The 19185-nt window shown below is 56.5% G+C and carries 12 protein-coding genes; 1 reads left to right on the top strand and 11 read right to left on the bottom strand.

The window, feature by feature from the left end:
- Positions 1-260 precede the first annotated feature (260 nt).
- The 9 genes from GWR55_RS07625 to GWR55_RS07665 all read right to left on the bottom strand — a co-directional run bounded on the left by GWR55_RS07625 (position 261) and on the right by GWR55_RS07665 (position 12940).
- Positions 261-1700 (bottom strand): efflux transporter outer membrane subunit, encoded by a 1440-nt coding sequence (locus GWR55_RS07625; protein WP_162401735.1) that lies wholly within the window; start codon positions 1698-1700, stop codon positions 261-263.
- The gene (locus GWR55_RS07630) at positions 1697-2974 is read right to left on the bottom strand and encodes an efflux RND transporter periplasmic adaptor subunit (RefSeq protein WP_162401736.1); all 1278 of its coding nucleotides are present in this window, start codon (positions 2972-2974) and stop codon (positions 1697-1699) included. The genes GWR55_RS07625 and GWR55_RS07630 overlap by 4 nt, the downstream gene beginning before the upstream one ends.
- Positions 2975-3035: 61 nt before the next feature.
- Entirely contained in the window at positions 3036-6221 is a 3186-nt protein-coding gene (locus GWR55_RS07635; protein ID WP_162401737.1) for an efflux RND transporter permease subunit, read from the bottom strand.
- 139 nt (positions 6222-6360) lie between these two features.
- Entirely contained in the window at positions 6361-7047 is a 687-nt protein-coding gene (locus GWR55_RS07640; protein WP_238398707.1) for a TetR/AcrR family transcriptional regulator, read from the bottom strand.
- Between the two features lie 204 nt (positions 7048-7251).
- Positions 7252-8406, bottom strand: coding sequence for an iron-containing alcohol dehydrogenase (locus tag GWR55_RS07645; protein ID WP_162401738.1), 1155 nt, complete (start codon positions 8404-8406; stop codon positions 7252-7254).
- On the bottom strand, positions 8406-9218 hold the full coding sequence (locus tag GWR55_RS07650) for an HpcH/HpaI aldolase/citrate lyase family protein (protein ID WP_162401739.1): 813 nt from the start codon (positions 9216-9218) through the stop codon (positions 8406-8408). Before GWR55_RS07650 ends, GWR55_RS07645 begins: the two co-directional genes overlap by 1 nt.
- 36 nt (positions 9219-9254) lie before the next feature.
- Positions 9255-10802 (bottom strand): sodium:solute symporter, encoded by a 1548-nt coding sequence (locus tag GWR55_RS07655; RefSeq protein WP_162401740.1) that lies wholly within the window; start codon positions 10800-10802, stop codon positions 9255-9257.
- Between the two features lie 12 nt (positions 10803-10814).
- A complete protein-coding gene (pdxA, locus tag GWR55_RS07660) occupies positions 10815-11795 on the bottom strand; it encodes a 4-hydroxythreonine-4-phosphate dehydrogenase PdxA (RefSeq protein WP_162401741.1) in 981 nt (326 codons plus the stop codon).
- Positions 11792-12940 carry a four-carbon acid sugar kinase family protein gene (locus GWR55_RS07665; RefSeq protein ID WP_162401742.1) on the bottom strand — a complete coding sequence of 383 codons (1149 nt, stop codon included), beginning with the start codon at positions 12938-12940 and terminating at the stop codon, positions 11792-11794. The genes pdxA and GWR55_RS07665 overlap by 4 nt, the downstream gene beginning before the upstream one ends.
- Before the next feature lie 467 nt (positions 12941-13407).
- Between GWR55_RS07665 and GWR55_RS07670 the strand changes: the two genes are divergently transcribed.
- Positions 13408-13857 carry a hypothetical protein gene (locus GWR55_RS07670; protein WP_238398708.1) on the top strand — a complete coding sequence of 150 codons (450 nt, stop codon included), beginning with the start codon at positions 13408-13410 and terminating at the stop codon, positions 13855-13857.
- 107 nt (positions 13858-13964) lie between these two features.
- Here the strand turns inward: GWR55_RS07670 and GWR55_RS07675 are convergent, their stop codons facing one another.
- Complete coding sequence (locus tag GWR55_RS07675) at positions 13965-15323, bottom strand: hypothetical protein (protein ID WP_238398709.1); 1359 nt, start codon at positions 15321-15323, stop codon at positions 13965-13967.
- A 137-nt stretch (positions 15324-15460) separates the two neighbouring features.
- Positions 15461-18964: a carboxypeptidase regulatory-like domain-containing protein gene (locus tag GWR55_RS07680; RefSeq protein ID WP_162401743.1), complete on the bottom strand. Its 3504-nt coding sequence runs from the start codon at positions 18962-18964 to the stop codon at positions 15461-15463.
- Positions 18965-19185 lie beyond the last annotated feature (221 nt).

Here is a 19185-nt window from a genome sequence, read left to right on the forward strand (position 1 = left end):
ATCCTGAGCGGAGCTACTCGAGTTTCATCGCGAGTAGCGCAGGATGACACTTCTAAAGAAGAAGTTGGAAAACTGGACCGTCGCTCATTGGCCCATCCGAGTTCCGGGTGCCCACATCTCAATTTTGGAATGTGGGCTCCTTCGAGCGAAGCTTGAACCGCTCGCCAGGGGTAAGGCTTCAGAGCCAATCCTGAGTACAGCCGGGAAAGCCGCATCACTGATGCCATCCGCGACTCGCCCATCGAGTGACAACCCCTAAACTAATTCTGAGGCAGCTCTGTCGTGTTCCATCCCCCACCCAATGCAATCTGAAGTCGAGTGCTCGCAAGAATCCGCTGGGTCACCAGAGCGGCCGCCGTTCGCTCGTTCGTCAGCTCAATCGTCTGGTTCGTCAGGACCTCGAGATAGGGCGCCAGCCCCCGCTTGTAACGCAGGGTCGAAAGCTCCGTACTCCGTTTCGCAGCAGCAACGGCAGCGGCCTGCACCGACGCCTCCTGCTCTAATACGCGAAGCGCGGAGAGCTGATCTTCTACATCGCGAAACGCGGAGAGAACCTGGTCGCGATAAAGCGCCGTTGCCTGCTCCCTCTGGGCCACGGCGTAATCCACCTGGGCTCGCCGCCTGCCAGCGTCAAACAGCAGTTCACTTGCACTCGGCCCGGCATTCCACCCCGCACTTCCCTGATTGAACAGGTTCGTGATCTGGCTGCTTTCCAGGGTTCCGTTTGCCCCGAGGATAATCGTGGGAAAGTAGGCGGCCTTGGCCACACCGATCACGGCATTAGCTGCTGCCACTCGCCTTTCGGCTGCGGCAATATCCGGTCTGCGCTGCAGCACCTCCGACGGTATTCCCGTCGGGACGCTCGGGGGATCTCCGGTGAGCGGCTTCTCAGCGATATGAAAACCTGTCGCAGGCGCTCCTACGAGCACGGCGATCGCATGTTCCAGTTGTGCCCGCCCCACGCCCAAATCAATCAGTTGAGCCCGTGCCTGTTCCAGTTGTGCCCTGGCCTGTTCCACATCGCTTTCCGCGCTCAACCCTCCACGAAAGCGGTCCTGCGTCAGTTTCAGGGTTTGCTGATAGGCATTCAATGTGCTCTGAAGCAGCTGGGCCTGCAGATCGATGCCGCGCAGCTGAAAGAAGCTGACAGCCAACAAGCCCTGCAGACTGAGTTGTGTATTGGCCAGGTCCGCCGCCGTAGCCTGCGCCAGCGCGCTGTTGGACTCGATCTGCCTCCGGACACGGCCCCACAGGTCCGGCTCCCACGAGATGTTCAGAGGAATCAGAAAATCCCAGTAGTCCTGTGCCGCATTCGATGGCCTCAGCGGCCGGGTGCTCGAGATACGATTCCGACTCGCCGAGGCACCGATTGCAATCGTCGGGTAGAGCGAGGACCGGGCCTCTCGAACCAGGTCGTGCGACTGCTGGTAGGCCTGCAGCGCAGCCGCGATACTCTGGTTCGCCGTCGCACAGCGCTGTTCCAGGTCATTGAGCTCAGTATCTCCGTAGATCGCCCACCAGTCACCACGATTTGCGGTGTCGGCAGGCTTCGCCGTCGTCCATGCACCGTTATGGCCATTGTCGCTATAGGCCGGAGGCGCAGGCATCGCCGGAACCTTATAGTTCGGCCCCACCTTGCAGCCCGATAGGGCGGCCACCCCCAACAGGGCGGCCAGCATTTTTATGCTGCCTGCCCTCATCGTTTCGCCTCCTCCGAGGGAGGAGCCTTACGGTTCTCCGGCGTCACCACCCTGACCTCTTCGCCTTCTGTCAGAGAGTCCGGAGGATTGGTGATCACCGGCTTCCCTTCTTCGAGGCCGCTCAGAATCTCGATCGTCGCCCCGAAGTCGCGTCCCGGAGTAACCTTCATGATATGGGCATGGTGGTTATCATCCACCGTGGCCACATGCAGCCCGTCGGGCTGAAGAATTAGCGCGCTCACCGGAATGATCAGCGCCGGCGCGGCGCGGGAAACACTCAGGTGCACCTGCGTATAGCTTCCCGGCAGCAACTCGCCCGATTTGTTGGGGACATCCACCTCCGCCAGCAGGGTTCTCGATGCCGGGTCGACAGCGTCGGAGGTCCGCACCAGCTTCCCTTTGAAAATCCGCCCCGGATACTGCGGCAAGGTCAGGGTGGCAACGACTCCTTTTTTGGCATCTGGCGCGTACATCTGAGGAATATTCACGAAGACACGCAGCGTATCGATCGCAGAGATATCGAAGATCTCCCGATTACTGCGTACCGTTCCTGCGCCTGCGGTGTTCGTACTTCCATCAGCGCTGATGAGCTGGCCGATATCGATGTTTCGAGCCGTGATTACGCCGTCGAATGGAGCCACAATCCGCTCAAACGAGACCAGCTCTTCCAGCCTGCGGACGTTCGCCTGGGCGGCAGCAACTTCCGCATTCCTCGCCTGATATTGGCTCACCGCATTGTCGGTGTCCTGCTGTGAGACGGCATTGCTGCTGACGAGATCCTTATAACGCTCTGCCGTTGTCTTCGCCAGGCCAGCATTGCTGACGGCCGTAGCCAGGTCTGCTTTGGCGGATGCCAGCTGCTGGTCCAGCTCTGGGGTTTCAATGACGGCCAGCAGCTCGCCCTTGCGAACCCGGGAGCCGATATCGTGATACCACGCCTTCACATAGCCTGTCGTGCGGGCATAGATGGGGGCCATCGTAAATGCCTGCATATTGCCCGGCACCACGATCTCCGTCGCATTGTGCTGCATCTGGGGTACTTGCAGGGCAACAGGAGGCGCAGCATTCGCTTCGGTGTATTTCTCGAGTTCCGCGCTGCTATGCCTGCGGCGAAGAATCCCTACGACCGCCAGGACCACCGCAATCAGCAGAACGATAACAACAACTACTGCGAGGGAAACGCGCGAAGGTGCGGGGGGTTCATGGCCCTGCACATCAGGTCGCTGTTCGCTTCCCTGCTGACCTGCTCTCCTGTTGTGGTCTCCGCCGCTCATCTGCGCTCTCCTCTTCTGCTCTCAAACCCTGAACCGTACAACTCCAGCCCCGCAGCCCAACTCATAGATAATCCTCGCTTGCGCCGTTGTCCTGCACTGTCGTCAACGGCGGATCATTGCGATGCATCAATGCAAAGAACGTCGGCACAAAAGTCAGCGTCCCAAAGGTAGCCAGCAGGAGACCACCAATGACAGCACGTCCAAGCGGAGCGTTCTGCTCTCCTCCGTCACCCAGGCCGAGAGCCATCGGGACCATGCCGATGATCATCGCCAAGGCAGTCATAATGACAGGGCGGAATCGCGTAAACCCGGCAGATAACGCCGCCTGCGTCGAATTCATGCCGGCTTCCATCTGCTCCTTCGCAAAGCTGACAACCAGAATGGAATTGGCTGTCGCGACGCCAACGCACATGATCGAACCAGTCAACGCGGGAACGCTGATATGAGTTCCCGTCAGGAAGAGAATCCATACGATCCCGGCCAATGCGCCTGGAAGGGCTGCGATGATGATGAACGGATCAAGCCAGCTCTGGAAGTTCACGACGATCAGCGCATAGACCAGAACAATCGAGAAGAGCAGACCGGAGACCAGGCCCACAAACGAGGTGCGCATTGTCTCAATCTGCCCTCGCACATGAACCTCGGTTCCACGAGGAAGCTTTCCCTCATTATCTTTGACGATTTGATCGATCTTCCGTGCCACTGTTGCAAGATCAGTCCCCTCCACCGCACCGTAGATATCAATGACAGGGCGGGCATTGTAGTGGCTTACCGTTCCCTGTTCTGCGCCTCTATCGATAGACGCCAGGTTTCCCAGAATCTGGGGCTGGGCTGTACTGGATGAGAGAGGAAAGTTCTGCAGGTCCTGCAGACTGCGGACACCATATTGCGGCGTCTGGACCGCAATATGATAACTGACCTGATTCTGCGGATTGAGATAAAACGTTGGGGAAGTCTGAAAGCTTCCGCTCAAAGCGGTCAGCACGTTTCCAGCGACATCGCGCTGGCTATAACCGACCTGCTGCGCCCGCGTCCGGTCGACATTGATCGTCCATATCGGAAGATTGAATGGTTGCTGAATACGAAGATCGGTCGTACCGGAGACGTGGCTGATCTGCTGCATCACCTGCTCGGCCAGCGCGCGATTCTTCTCCAGTTCCGAGCCTATAAATTGCACGTCGATCTGCGCAGGCAAACCGAAGTTCAGAATCTGGCTGACAATATCCGTCGGCAGATAGTAGAACGTGGTTCCCGGAAACTTCTCCGCCAGCTTCTCGCGCAGGCTGCGCATGTATTCCGCAGTTGGCCGGTGCTTCTCTCCGAGCGAAACCAGAATATCGGCGTCCGCAGTTCCGACAGGAGCCGAGTTGGAGTACGACAGATTGATACCCGAATAAGGGATGCCAACATTGTCGATGATCGTTCCCAGTTCGGAGGCGGGGATCTCCTGCCGAATAATATCCTCAATCCGATCGCAGAGCGCCGCCGTATCTTCGATTCGAGTTCCCGTATGGGCCCGCACGTGCAGCTTAAACTGACCTCCATCGACCGAGGGAAAAAAGTCCTGTCCGAGCCAAGGATAGAGGATCGCAATCGAAGCAACCCAGAACGCCACGATGGAAAACAGAAAGACGGCGCGATGCTGAAGACAGAGATTTAGAACACCGTAGTACCAACTTCGCAACCTTTCAAAATAGCGCTCGAAGATCAGCTGAAAGCGAACAAATGGATTCCAGCTTTTACTCGCCTTCTCCGCAGCGTCGTGCTCATGGCCTTTCAGCAGATACTTGGCCATCGTCGGAACAATCGTTCGCGAAAGGAAGTAGGAGGCCAGCATGGCGAAGACGACGGCTTCGGCGAGAGGGACAAACAGGTATCGCGCTACCCCTCCGAGAAAGAACATCGGGACGAAGACGATGCAGATCGACAGGGTAGAGACGAAGGCCGGAATCGCAATCTGCGCCGCGCCATCAAGGATCGCCTGTTCAACCTCCTTGCCCTCTTCCAGGTTGCGGTTGATATTTTCAATCTCGACGGTCGCATCATCCACCAGGATTCCGACGGCCAGCGCCAGTCCGCCAAGCGTCATGATGTTGATCGTCTCACCCAGAGCCGCAAGCATCAGTAACGAACAGATGACCGAAAGCGGGATCGAGATAGCGATGATCAGGGTTGAGCGCCAGCTCCCTAGAAAGAGCAGGATCATCGCCGCCGTAAGGCAGGCTGCGATCAAAGCCTCTCGAACCACTCCGGTGATTGCGCCCCGCACGAAGATCGACTGGTCGGAAATAGGTTCCATGCGGAAGGAGGTCGGTAACTGCGCCGCGATGGAGGGAAGCTGTTTGCGGACGTTGGAGATGATGTCCAGCGTCGAATACTTACCGGTCTTCAGAATTGTGAGCAGAGAAGCACGCTGCCCGTCGACCCGCACAATATTGGTCTGGGGCGGGAACCCGTCGCGCACATTGCCGATATCGTGGACATAGATCGTCGCCCCATTCACCGTTTTGATGGGAAGATTGTTCAGCGCTGCGATGGAGGTAGGAGCACTGTTGGTTTCAACCTGGTAGTCAAAGTGACCTATTTTTACGTCGCCGGCTGGAAGAATGATGTTCTGAGCACTGATGGCATTGACGACATCGGATGGGGAGAGTCCAAAGGACTGCAGCTTCTGCGTGTCGATATCGACCTGGACCTGTCGCTGCTTCCCCCCATAAGGGTAAGGAATTGAAGCGCCTTGGACAGTCGCGAGCTGAGTGCGAATGAAGCTTTGCCCATAGTCATTAAGCTGCTGTTCGGTCAGTCCTTTTCCGGAAAGCCCCAGCTGCAGGACGGGAACGCTGGATGCACTGTACTGGATAATAAGAGGAGGGGTCGTGCCCTCAGGGTATTGTCGCAATGCCGTCTGCGAAATCGCCGTAACCTGTGCCACCGCCTGAGATATATTGACGTTCGGCTGAAAGAAGACCTTGATGACCGATACGCCATTCAACGTCTGGGACTCGATATGCTCAATGTCATTTACCGTGGTCGTCAGGCCCCGCTCAAAAGGAAGAACGATGCGGTAACTGAGCTGCTCCGGTGAGAGACCTGCGTAGTTCCAAACAATCGATACCACGGGGATATCGATATTCGGAAAGATATCAACCGGCGTACGAATAACGACAATCGGCCCAATGATAAAGAGAAGCAGCGATAACACGACAAACGTGTATGGCCTTCGAAGCGCAAGCCGGACAATCCACATCGGAACTCCATCTCAAAATGCTGCAGCCGTTAACCGCTTCCCACTGCTCAGCGGAACTGCCTGACGATATCTCTAATACAGAAGAACGAATACTAGACTCGTAGTTTAATATTTGGACGAAGCTGAGGGAAATTAGGACTCAAGATGTTCGCAAATCAAGCTGATGCTGGCTGGAACCACCGTTGGAGCGATCAGGGTCAGAGCACCCAATGCCGGTAAATATAGTCTCTACCATCGCAGCCGATTCCGCACTGCTGAGCGAGCCGTGTCCGGCAAGAAGCCGAAAGATCATGGGACCGTACATCAGGTCGAGCACCATCTCGGGGTCGATATCACTCCGAATCTCTCCCCGCTCCACCCCGCGACGCCACATAACCAGCGCGGCGTTCCTCCGGGGATACAGAAAACGCTCCTGAAAGCGCACGAGAAACTGGGAATCGCTCTGCCCCTCGGCAATAAACTGGCTGAACAGCCGCCCGAGAGGGGAGTTGTAAAAGGTCACCACCGATTGCAGTTGCTGCTTAAAGTCCTGCTCGGCCGAACCGGTATCCGGCATGGGGACCTCTTCCGTCATCCGGGCGAGAAAGGCATCGAGCGCCACCAAGCTCTTATTGGGCCACCATTTGTAGATAGTCGCCTTGCTGACGCCCGCCTCCTGGGCGATCTCGTCCGCCGTGACCTTCCGCAGCGGTTTCTTTTCGAGAAGGCGAAGGGCCGCCTTTAGAATGGCCTCCTCGGCCTCAACGCTCCTATGACGGCCCCGGCCTCTGGACTCGCCCGCGAGCGGCTCCGGTCCGGTCAGGCATTCCTTGTTGATCTGTCGCAATCCTCGCTCCAGCTTCCATTCGCATCCGGCTTCCGATCAGGAGATCTGCAGATATAGCGCCGCTGATCTCTGGCTTTCAACGGAATTTCAGCAATAACGTAGGTCAGGCACCTCATCGATTGTTCGCCTGCCTCGCTTAGAACTCTACACTTCCCTGCCGAATCGTTCGAGCGATTGAGGAACTTCCCCCTGACCGCATCAGGCTCAGGCAGTTGCGAAACACTGACGATAGAGTGATTCCATATCGGAAACTGTCAGCTCCCTTGGATTGTTTCGCAATAGTCGAACCACCGTCGCCGCGCTGGCCGCCATGCGAGGAATAGCATCGGGCGAAAGGCCGTAGCTCGCGAGATCTGTCGAAACGCCGCATTCGGCAACCAGAGCACTTAGACGCTCCGCCCCGGCAAGTGCCGTCTCACGATCGTTGGCCGCAGGCTTAGCCCCGAGCGCAATGGAGACGGCAGCATGACGTTCCGGCGAAGCCTCCATATTGAAGCGAAAGACCGTGGACAGCAGGACCGCGTTGGAGACGCCATGAGCGAGATGGAACTCCCCGCCCAGCGGATACGCCAACGCATGCACTGCGGCCGTGTTCACCGGTCCCAGACATAGTCCTCCGTAGAGACTTGCCCGCGCCATCCCTTCGCGCGCATCCAGGTCATCCCCATTCTTAACCGCGCGAACCAGATACGCTGCACACAGCCGCACGCCTTCGAGAGCGTAGAGGTCCACCAGCGGATGCGCGAACTTATTGGTATAGGCTTCAATGCAATGCGTCAGCGTGTCCAATCCGGTGGCTGCAGTCACTCCCGAAGGCACGCTGCAGGTCAATGACGGATCGATGAATACGGCATCCGGAACGAGATATGGGCTGATTACACCTTTCTTCAGCTTTGCGTCCTTGTCCAGAAGAATGGCGTTCGGTGAAACTTCGCCACCCGTTCCGGCCGTCGTCGGGACACAGACCAGATGCGCCCGCCGCCCCCGCAGCAGCCCGATCCCGAAGGTCTCCGGCACCTTCTGCTCATTTTGAACAAACGCTGCCAGCAGCTTGGCTACATCAATCACGCTTCCGCCGCCGATACCGACAAAACACGTTGCTGCGCTTGCTCGCGCGTCATTCAACGATCGCTCGAACATCTCGATTGTCGGCTCGCTCCGGATGCTGAAGTCCAGCGTGACGGCACAACCCTTTCGCCCCAGGCGTTCGCTCAGATCTTCGATCTGCCGTCGAAGGGATCCCGACCCGACGATATAAAGCTTTCTGTCCGATCGCGCAGAGAGATATTCGAAACAATCCTCAAGGCATCCCGAGCCAAAGACGAGCCGATCCGGTTGAAGAAAGGTGATCGTGCGCATCAGTTCCTCGTACTGGTCTGCAGAACCCGCTCTGCCCCTGCCTGCTCAATGGCTTCGGCCGCGCTATTTAGTGCAAGCTGGGCACCCGCCTTGAGGCAAACGATATCGTTCGTGCAGAACAGCAGATCGATTCCCAGCCTTGTCCAGTGAATAAAGTCCGAAGCTCCACATGCCGTAACGATTTTCTTGCCGTGCTTGCGTGCCACTCGCACAATCTTTTCCGCGGCTTCCAAAACCTTCGGATGATTCGTCTTTCCCGGATATCCAAGACTTGCAGCCAGATCCGCCGGGCCGATGAAGATATCGACGTTGGGAATCGCGGCGATCTCTTCGATGTTGGCGAGAGCTTCCTTCGTCTCGATCTGCGCCAACAGAGCAAGCTCCTCGTTCAGCTTCTGCTGCTCCTCCGGCACACTGCCGACGATGCCATACTTCAAAGCCCTCGACACGCTGAAGAATCCACGCGCGCCCAGAGGAGCAAAACGCGCATACCGCACCAGCTCGGCCACAAGCTCCGGAGAATCTGCCATCGGGATATCGATCATGTCCGGGCCGCACTCGGCCGCCTTCAATACGCTCTCCCGGCGCGCATCCGGAATCCGTATCATCGTCAGCATCCCCGTGCCTGCCGCCATCCGGCATAGATCTGCCGCCTGCTCAAACGAGATGGCTGCATGCTCCATCTCGATCCAGATCACCTTGAAGCCCATGTGGGCCGCAATCTCCAGAAAGATGGGATCGTGAAAATACAAGGCAGCTCCGAGCAGCGGCTTTCCATCAGCGGCTTCGATAGCATGGTGCAAACGATTCATAACGACTCCTGAAACAAGGTAAAAGGATCAAAAAAATCAGCGCCCGATTACTTCGGCGGCAGCCGGCGACTGCGCTCTCTCCCGCCGCCAGCCCTGAAGAGTGAGGTCGGGAGCAAGAGGAGAACCTGGAAGGAGATAACTGAAAGCAACGCCAAAGACGAAGAGCACGACGTGCCCAATCGCTCCAATCATGTAGTCGTGCCATGGAAAGTTGAATCGGCCCATATCCAGCATCTTTCCGCCCTGCGTTACCGTCGCCCAGGCAGTAACGATCAGGCTGGCCACGATTCCTGCAATGGCTCCCTGACGTGTGGCACGTCGCACCAGGAAGGCGAGAAGGAAGAGTCCGGCAAGCCCGCCCGCGACGATGGCAGTGATGGTGTAGTAGAGCGAGAGAGCGCCACCCGGGCTGTGCGCCAACTTAAGGGCCACACCCGCTGCAGCCAGACCGCTGGCCGCTACGATGATGCGACCTACCAACAGGCGCTGACGGTCATCGCTCCGCGGACGCACAGATGCGTAAAAATCCTCGACGCCTATCACCGAAAGACAGTTCATGTCTGATGCCAGCATCGCCGTCGCGGAGCCCAGCAGAGCCGCCGTGAACAATCCGGCCAATCCCGGCGGAATGTGCGTGACCAGAAAGTGCGGGAATATCTGGTCGGACTTGTGAATGCTCAAAGGCAGCTTCTCTCCGGTCAGGCGATAAAAGCTCCACAACAGGCTGCCGATCAGCATGAATGCTGTCCAAACGGGAACGCACAGAACAGCTCCAAGGGTGATTCCTTTCAGAGCGCTCCGGTCTGACTTTGCAATCAGGTAACGCTGCACGACCGACTGGTCGGCCGTGTACTTCTGCACATAGAAGAAAAATCCGTAGATCACCAGCACGATCACGGTCGGCTTATCGAATCGCAGAGCCGTGCTCCCCAAGCCCATCTTGCCGTGATTCCATGCATCCGCCAGTACGGCGCCCGCGCCCTGGTGCGGTAAAAAGAGCAGAAACCCGATCGAGACCAGAATGCCCGCCCAGAGAACGAAACCCTGGACGACATCGCTCCACACGACCGCCTCCACACCACCCAGCAGCGTGTAGAGAATGGTGATGATCGCCGTCAACACGATCACACGATCCACCGGCCAGCCCGTCATACTGCCCAGCGTGAGCGCCAGCAGATAAAACACGAATCCCATCTTCGAGAAGTGTCCAATGGCAAACGCAAAGGACGAATACAGCCGCACGCCTCTTCCGAAACGCATCCCGAAGTACTCATACGCGCTCATCCGAACCACATGCCGGAAGAACGGAATGATGACTGAACCCGCCAGGATCAGGACCACGACAAACATGAATCCTGGAATCAGCAGCGACCAGTCGCCCGCATATGCCGAACCCGGATAGGCGATAAATGTAACGCTGGTAATAATGGTCGCAAGCAGCGACAGCCCCATCGCCCAGCCGGGAATGGAACGGTTCGCAAGGAAGTAGTCGTCCGTCGTCTTCTGTCTTCGCGCAAAGCGAATCCCGATGCCGACGAGGCACGCCATGTATCCCGCGACGACCAGTAAATCCAGAATCCGCATCGACTATCGCCTTTACGCCTGTGCCGTCTGAAGAAGACGATGCTGCGCCATCGTCACTGCCATGCGAATTGCCGCCTTCATATTCGCTTCGCTCGCAAGGTTCTTCCCTGCAATATCAAACGCCGTTCCGTGATCGACGGACGTACGGATGATCGGGATTCCCAGCGACACATTCACCGTCGCCTCAAAGTCCAGCAGCTTCATCGGGATATGTCCCTGGTCGTGGTACATCGCCACAATCAGATCGTGCGATCCTCGCGCAGCCTTGAAGAAGATGGTGTCCGGAGCCACGGGACCTTCGCACTCAATTCCACGCGCCCTGCACGTTTCGACCGCAGGGCGTATAAACTCCTCGTCCTCTGTCCCGAAGAGTCCATGCTCACCCGCATGGGGATTGAGACCACACACCGCAATGCGAGGCTTCGCCTTTCCCAGCAGCTTCATCGCCTCATTGCCCAACTCAATGGTGTCCACGATGCGGTCCGTGTTCAGGTTGCAGGCCTGTTTCAGACTCACGTGAGTTGAAACATGAATGACGCTCAGCTTCGTTCCTGCCAACAGCATGCGCGAACCCTTTACGCCGCATAGCTCCGCAATGTATTCGGTATGTCCGGAGAACTGCATTCCATTCAGCGTCACGGCCTCTTTATTCAGCGGCGCCGTCACCATCGCATCCACGTCGTTGTTCAGACACATCATCGTTGCATCGTGGACGTACCGCACCGCAGCTCTTCCATACTCGGCGCGCAACGCCCCATAGACGACTGGCAGACCGGCAGCGAGTACCCCACACTCGCGCAGCTTCACACCAAGGGTGTCGAACTTAGCTCCGGTACTGCGCTCAGCGGCGTCGATTGCGATCCGGTCGCCCACGACGACCAGCTCTGCCGACGCTGCAATCTCAGGATCCGCGAGCGCCTTCAGGATCACCTCGCCACCCACTCCGGCAGGATCACCCAGTGTTACAGCTATCTTCGGAATACGCGTACTCACACAAACTCCCTTCTGCCTGTAAATCGGTCCACGATCTGACAGAGAACGTCCTCTCTGCCAAAACCGCCCGATTTCAGAATCACCGGAACACCGTCCAGAACTCCACCGTTCGCCACCCCATAAGGAAGCCCCGGAGCAAATTCGCCTGTCAGATGCAGCGAACGAACACCTGACGCACGAAGGACCAACGCCGCCGTGTCTCCCCCAGTTAGCAGACAGCAGCGAATGCCTTTATCACCTGTACTGCTCAACGCCTGCTGTATCTGCTGCTCTGTCGTAATGCCTCGTGACACCTTCAGAACCAGAACATGTTCCTGAAATGTCCGGCTCGTGCAGGCTTCCACGGCAAACTCACCCACCTCTGCGGCCTGTTTGAGGGCCGCGACCTGCTTCTTTGTAACGGCGTGGTCGCTGCCAATAAAGAACACCACGCAACCATCCCGCTCCTCTTCCATCCACCGCTCCCCGCTCTGCGGCAGATCATGCGCCAAAGCGTGAGCGAGGCCTCCGGAGCCCACCCACAAAACCCTGCAGCCCAGACTGCGCGCCGCCCGGGCTGCCGATTGCAGATCCTGCTCTTTTTCAGCATCGCAAAGGACGAGCCGCGACTTCGCCTTCATCGCTTCACGCATCCCAGCGACCAGCTTCTCCTGCGGGACGCCATCCGGTAATAACACCGGATCGCCTATTCCAGAACGGCGCAGTCCTTCCCATAGATTGACAGCATGCTTCTGCGCTCCACCTTCAACGTGCAGAACACCATCTTTCACGGTCCTGCCCAGTGCGGGATACGCCGGGCTCATCACCACCAACTCCGCCGGGAAAAACTCGGCTGCTGCACGAACCTCCGCGAATGTATTTCCACGAAAAACGGAATCAATTTTTTTAAAGATCTCGCTCGCCGCTGGAGCCTTCGACAGGGCTGTCCGGACCCGTTCCATTGCAGTCACCTCGGGGATATCCCGACTCTCTGTGCTGACTGCGAATACACCGCTGGAGGACGGATTGCCGTCTGACCGCAGTGGAACCTCTACTTCAAGCCCACGTCCGGCAAAAGCCACCGCGGAATCGCAGGCGCCGGTCAGATCGTCCGCGACGATGAAGTAACGAACCCCATTGGACTGGCATGCATCGATCGGCTTCATCCCCTTCTGCTCTCGCGGTCAACGGCCTCTCATCTCAGAGGCACGCAGGATTGACGAGAGCTTTCCTTCCCCACAAGAGCCATCGCGCTGTGCGGCGCGACCGTCCTTAAACATTTCGACCTCGCGCAACTATAACGAATCGAGCGGAAGATGAAAAGTGAAAAATGAAAATTGTTTGATTTTTTGAAAATATTCGATTCTTTTTAGACAGGGCGCTCTCAATCCACAAAGGCACTCACGTGCCTGAGCCTCCTTTTATAAGCAAGTAATAAGGAAGTACATGATGCGGATCTTTCCGAACTGAGTTTTTCAAAATCCGACTGGCAGAGAGCCGATTGCCAGAAAGCACTAAGAGGAAAATCTTTGGGAACCTTCCCGACAACATCACCACAACATTTCATGTGAGCCGGGTTAATTCAAATCAGTAACATCCGGTAGCCAGACGCTACCAGGGAGTAGAAGACCCGATGATGAAACGAATTGTACTTACTTCAACTCTGGCACTCACTTTTGCCGCCACTGCGGCCTTCTGCCAGCAGTCCTCTCCGCAACCTGCAAACGATGCCACCGCAGCCCAGCAGCAGTCGGCACAGCAAGGCCGGCACCATAACTTTGATCCTCATAAGGCTGCGCAGCGGCTCGGCAAACGCCTCAACCTAACGGACGATCAGACCGCGAAGCTCGAGCCCATCCTCGCCACGCAGCAGCAGAAGATGGCAGCCCTGCGCTCTGACACCAGCCTTACCCGCGATCAGCGACGTCAGCAGTTCCAGGCCATCCAGCAGGACACGAAGAGTCAGTTCGCCACGGTTCTCACGCCCGATCAATTGCAGCAGCTTCAGAACATGCGCCGCCACGGACACCGTTGGCATCGTCAACCGCCGTCCGATTCCGCCAATCCTCCGTCTGCAAGTTAACTGTCCTCACACTGACTCACGAGGGAGCTGCCTTCCCGGTGCGGCTCCCTCTTCTCTTTTGTGCGCAAGCTCAGATTTAAATCGCTCGCCAAACGCGTATCCGCTCCTTATCGAGCCTCGACCTTCGCTATCGACAATGAACCCCGATCTTTGCCTTCACTGTCGATCAGTTTCAAACTGACACGTGCGAGACCTGGATCTATGGGCACGGTAGTATCAAGCATCACCATCTTCGCCGGGTCAACATCTTCGAGTTCATGTTGCCCGCTGATAATTCCATTGCGATTGAAGAACACGGCCATCAACTTGCCAGGAGCGAATACTGAAAAATTCCCCTTCAGGTGAAGTTTTCCAGCGTCCACTGTGGCCTTCAGCCTCTCCACAACTAGCCCCGGAGCACTGAACTCCTCAGGTTGTGCATCAATGGAGATCGGATGCCATGCGGTATCGAAGGCATAGGTTTCGCCGGGTTGCAGAGTCACCATGGGGGAGTTGATCTCGGCTTCCATATAGTAGGCGTCCTTACTGGAATCTGCACCAGCAATGGAAGGGATTCCCTTCTCGTCAAAGCTGACGGTCGGGCCGTTCTGGTAGAAAATCACGGAGGTTTTTCCGGGATATTCCGCATCCCGTTTTACATGGAAGGTTTCGACCATTCCGTAGCGGCTGCTCTTATCGACGATCGCAACCCAGCCTGCATTCGAATCCAGCCAGACCTCGTTGCCGAACCACGTCCAGTGCAAACGAAAAAGATCGCCGTCGAACGAGAATGACGGATCATGCGCAAGGCCATAACGAACGTGCATACCATCGGGAAATGATGATGCCGGGTTGCGCGGCGTGTAGGCCCAGAAATTGTGATTGAAGTCTCCAGGCTTCGCAGGATCGGAGAGATCGTACTGCGAGACCGATTGAATGGACCACGTGATGGGATGCGCGGTCGCATTCTCCATCAAAGCGTGAAAGTGTATCTCGGGGCTTTCAGCTCCAAGCGTGACCGTGCGGACAATACGCATACCGGTAATCGTGTCGGGCTGCCCGGTAAGTCGCACCATGCACTCTTTCCCTTTCGACAGCGTCTCGAAGCTATACGGCAGATCGTCGATGGCAGTCGACTGGATGACCCAGTGATTCTCGTCCTCGCTTCCTTCTGGCATGGGCCAGATCTTGTCGCCACCATAGTTGATCCAGCCACCCTTGGCCTCGTCAGGCGAGATGTACTTGCCGCGAAAGCGCGGATTGGTGAAGAGATACGCATGTCCGTTGAACTCCACCTGCATCAGGCGGCCACCCAACTGAGGAACAAACGTAAGCGTAACCCAGCGGTTGGAGACACGCTCTGCTTGCCAGCCGAGATATTGCCCGGGGGTGATGGTACAACGACCTGGCTCCTTCTGCTGCGCTACGAGCGAGATCGGGAGGAACGTAGCGACGAGAGCTGCCGTGGCAAAGAAGGGCACTTTCATGAATCGCGGATCCTTTCGAAATACATTTCAAGATAGCAATACAAAGCTCTACCTCTATACAGAACCTGGAAGGCAGTCAGTGAGATTGCGAGGTTGATACATTCGCAACCTTCACTGACCGATGAGAGATGTAAGGATTAGAAGTACAGTTTGAGCGCAACCTGCATGATTCGCGGATCGCGGGCTGAAGTGACATAACCAAAGCCACCTACGCCGGAGGCATTCCAATTACCGGCAGGACCATTGAACTGAGTGTGATTGAAGACGTTGAAGGCTTCGGCCCGGAACTGAAGGTAAGTAGATTCGGTGAAGTCGAATTTACGTTGAAGTGCAAGATCGGTGTTGTTCACTCCGGGGCCGTGGAAAAAGCGGCGACGCGAGTTTCCGAATTGACCCAGTGGCTCCTGAGTAAAGAGGGTGTTGTCAAAGTAAGGGAGTGGTTGTCCTGAGGCATCCGTCTTACGGGGGTTTTTATTAATGATCAGCTTGCCGGGCGTGTAGTCGGGCAGGTCTGCATCGATTCCGGTCAGCGACTGGTCGTCGTTCTCGGAGATAGTCACGGGCAAACCGGTTGCCAGCGTTGTGACACCGGAGACTGCCCAACCTTTCGCTACGTAGTTCAGGAATCCGGCGTGACTAGGTGTCAGCAGGTCGAATGGTAGTTGCACGGTATAACTGCCGACGAAGTTATGAGTGACATCGAAATTGGAGAGCCCCCAGCTAAGGGTTGGATTGATGACGTTGGTCTTGTCCGACTGTGCCGATGCGTTATCGAACGAGCGGGCGTAGGTGTATCCCAGCAAAAACTCATAACGTTTGCTGGAGTGCTGGAGAGATGCCTGCAGAGAGTTATAGCTGGACGTCGCGCTTGTACGCATGTAGGAGTTAGAGCCAAAGTCCAAACCCAGCACGCGGGTGCCATTGACGACGGAACCGTTGGCACGGATGTATTGCTGGCTCTCGAGGCCGGGACCGCATGTGCTCTGATCAGGTGCGAGCGCTGCAGGATCCGACAGGGCAAGGCAGAGCGCCGGGTCGGCGGGATTTGATTCCTCCTGGGTGATCAGCTTGCGGCCAACGTTGCCTACATAGTTGACGCTTACGACGGTACCGCTGCCGATACTGCGCTGTATGCCGAGATAGTAGCTCTGCACGTAAGGCAGAACATTGTGCACGTCAAACAGCGCAGAACCAGAGATCGGTTTGACCCCGTCCCAATTGAACGTTGTGTCTGGGTTGTCCTTCGACACGTTCGTGGGAGGAAAGACAAAGGGAAAGCGTTGTCCTTCGTTATTGCCAGTGGCTCGATCGATATAAGGCTTGTCGAGCATAGGCTGAACCGGACTGACGTAAAACAGGCCGAAAGGTGCGTCTCCTACCTCGACAAAGCCGGTTGCATCCTGGATGTTGGTATAAAAGAAGCCGTATCCGCCACGAATGGTGAAGTTTCCGGGGCCTCCGGTGAGCTTGCCGAGGAGGCCGTCGGAACTGGACGGCGAGTAGTTGAAACCAAAGCGCGGAGCGAAGTTGTTGTAACGGATCGGAGCAAGCGTACGCGGTACGCCGGGGTCTCCAGGCACGAGATACCCGAGGGGAGCCCCGGGGAAGACGACGGACTGTACACCGGGGATCAGGGTCTCCAGCTTATTCTGCGTGTCGTACCAGGGCGTCGAGATCTCGTATCGAAGACCATAGTTCAGCGTGAGGTTGTCCAGAGCACGCCAGGAATCCTGACCGAACGCGCCGAAGTAATGGCTGCGCGAATCGAGAATCTGGGGACTAGCCTGGATGAAGTTATTAGGAGCGCCAATCAGTAGATCCGCAAAGTCGCTACCTGTCTCTTGTCCGTTGAAGCTGAACTGGCCATTAGCGGCATAGAAGTTGCGCTCATTAATCTGATCGTAGTGATAATTGATGCCGTACTTGAGACTGTGACGACCGAGGGTCTGGGCATAAGTCTCCAGCACTTGAAACATATTGTTGTACTGATTGAGGGTATCGACCGGCGTTCCAAAACTGAAATTGTTTAGCCCAATAGAGGGAACCCCGGTAAGTGCCGGATTAATATTTGAGATTCCGCCGCTGGGTCCCCAGGGTGTGGTGAAACCGAGAGAGTCGAGCGAGACCCCGGTTCCTCCCACCGGCGTACCAAGATGATTGATGATGCGCATATACGTGAAGCGAAGATCATTGACCGAGGTTCCGTGCACAGTCGAGGTGAGACCAAGATTGATCATCTGAGCTCGCCCCTGATTCGACGAGGTGAAGCCGGGAATGTTGACACCGCTTCCGTAGGGGTCGTTTAAAGAAAACTGGTCGATGAAGTAGTAGCCAAAAAAATTGCCGAGACGACTACTGATGTCGCCGCGGATGCCTCCCTTGTTATCGGTAAGGTTTGCCGAGGCCGCAGCTGTGGCAAAGAAATCACTTGGGGCATTGGCCTGCGGAATATATTGCATCAAGTGTGAAGCCGTTGGTGACCAGGCCGACTTGGGGATATAGGCGTTGGGAAAAACGCAGGTGGCTGAGGTGCAGCCAGGCATGTAATAGGGTTCTCCTGGAGCGACCGGATATCCGAGCCGATTGGACAGCACCTGAGCCCAGGAGGTTCCCACGACCGACCCTTGAGTCAGAGGGGAATCCTTACTGGTATCGAAGAATCCATCGCGATTTGCAGCGGAGGGAACCGCGAAGTTCTGCGTAGCGCCTTTGATCTGCTTGGTGCCTTGATAGTCAGCGAAGAAGAAAGCCTTATCTTTGCGGATGGGACCACCGACCGTCCCGCCGAAGATGTTCTGGATGAAGACACCGCGTTGCTGGGCGTAGTAGTTGCGGGCATCGAGGTCAGTATTTCGCAGGAAGTCGAAGGCGTTGCCGTGAAATTTATTGGTACCTGACTTTGTGACAACGTTAATCTCGCCGCCGCTGAAGTTGCCATACTCGGCGTCGAAGTTGTTGGTCAGGATACGAAACTCCGCAATCGAGTCCAGATTCGGAATGATGGCAGCGCCGTTATAGACACCTTCATTGGCGTCAGCGCCGTTGATCATGTAACCGTTAGAGGCTTCACGTCCGCCATTGATCGAGACGTTGCCAGGATCGAGATCACCGGAGACGGTGCGGCCACCTTCGGAGGTCCCCTTGTAGGGAGAGACGCCGGGCTGCAGCGAGAGCAGGTCCGTGAAGGAACGGCCGTTCAGCGGCACCGAGGTCATCTTCGTGCTCTCAATCACCTGGCCAAGCTGTGTAGTCTGGGTCTCCACCTGCAGCGCGTCCGCCGTTACCTCCTGCACCTGGTTGGTTGCTCCTACCTGCACCGTGATATCGATGCGAATGGCAGAGTTGGCATCGACCTTAATGCCATGGGTTTCATACGTGCGAAAACCTGCAGGTGCTGCGGTCAGTGTGTAAACTCCAACATTTAATGCGGGAAAGGTATAAAGTCCTGAGCCATTCGTTGTAACAACCTGTGTAACTCCAGTGGCCTCGTTTCGAACCGTTACTTGAGCCCCGGGAATCGCCGCTCCGCTTGGATCGAGCAGGTTTCCCGAGATGGATCCCGTAATTGCCGCATACATCGGCAAGCAGCCCAACAAAAGGATGAAACACGTCGCCGGGATTCTACGAAGATGCTGATGCATAATGTTCTCCTTGCGTTTCTGTTTAACTCATCTGGAAAGCGTGAGACTGCAACTACTCCGGTACTACACATCCGTTTCTCTGCTGCTCCCACAGCAGATCTTGAAGCCATCATGGATCCTGCGCCGAAGTGATCCTTCGGCAAATTGCATCGGACGGCGTCCCTGTCCCGTACCGAGGCGCAATACATAAAATTGGCGATCTCGATGAATTCTGTGGTGTG

Source organism: Edaphobacter sp. 12200R-103 (genome assembly GCF_010093025.1).
GTDB lineage: Bacteria > Acidobacteriota > Terriglobia > Terriglobales > Acidobacteriaceae > Edaphobacter.

What these genes read in the sequence shown, in the direction of transcription:
- GWR55_RS07625 (WP_162401735.1), bottom strand. Translation starts at nt 1,700, where the DNA reads ATGAGGGCAGGCAGCATAAAAATGCTGGCCGCCCTGTTGGGGGTGGCC.
- GWR55_RS07630 (WP_162401736.1), bottom strand. Translation starts at nt 2,974, where the DNA reads ATGAGCGGCGGAGACCACAACAGGAGAGCAGGTCAGCAGGGAAGCGAA.
- GWR55_RS07635 (WP_162401737.1), bottom strand. Translation starts at nt 6,221, where the DNA reads ATGTGGATTGTCCGGCTTGCGCTTCGAAGGCCATACACGTTTGTCGTG.
- GWR55_RS07645 (WP_162401738.1), bottom strand. Translation starts at nt 8,406, where the DNA reads ATGCGCACGATCACCTTTCTTCAACCGGATCGGCTCGTCTTTGGCTCG.
- GWR55_RS07650 (WP_162401739.1), bottom strand. Translation starts at nt 9,218, where the DNA reads ATGAATCGTTTGCACCATGCTATCGAAGCCGCTGATGGAAAGCCGCTG.
- GWR55_RS07655 (WP_162401740.1), bottom strand. Translation starts at nt 10,802, where the DNA reads ATGCGGATTCTGGATTTACTGGTCGTCGCGGGATACATGGCGTGCCTC.
- GWR55_RS07665 (WP_162401742.1), bottom strand. Translation starts at nt 12,940, where the DNA reads ATGAAGCCGATCGATGCATGCCAGTCCAATGGGGTTCGTTACTTCATC.
- GWR55_RS07670 (WP_238398708.1), top strand. Translation starts at nt 13,408, where the DNA reads ATGATGAAACGAATTGTACTTACTTCAACTCTGGCACTCACTTTTGCC.
- GWR55_RS07675 (WP_238398709.1), bottom strand. Translation starts at nt 15,323, where the DNA reads ATGAAAGTGCCCTTCTTTGCCACGGCAGCTCTCGTCGCTACGTTCCTC.
- GWR55_RS07680 (WP_162401743.1), bottom strand. Translation starts at nt 18,964, where the DNA reads ATGCATCAGCATCTTCGTAGAATCCCGGCGACGTGTTTCATCCTTTTG.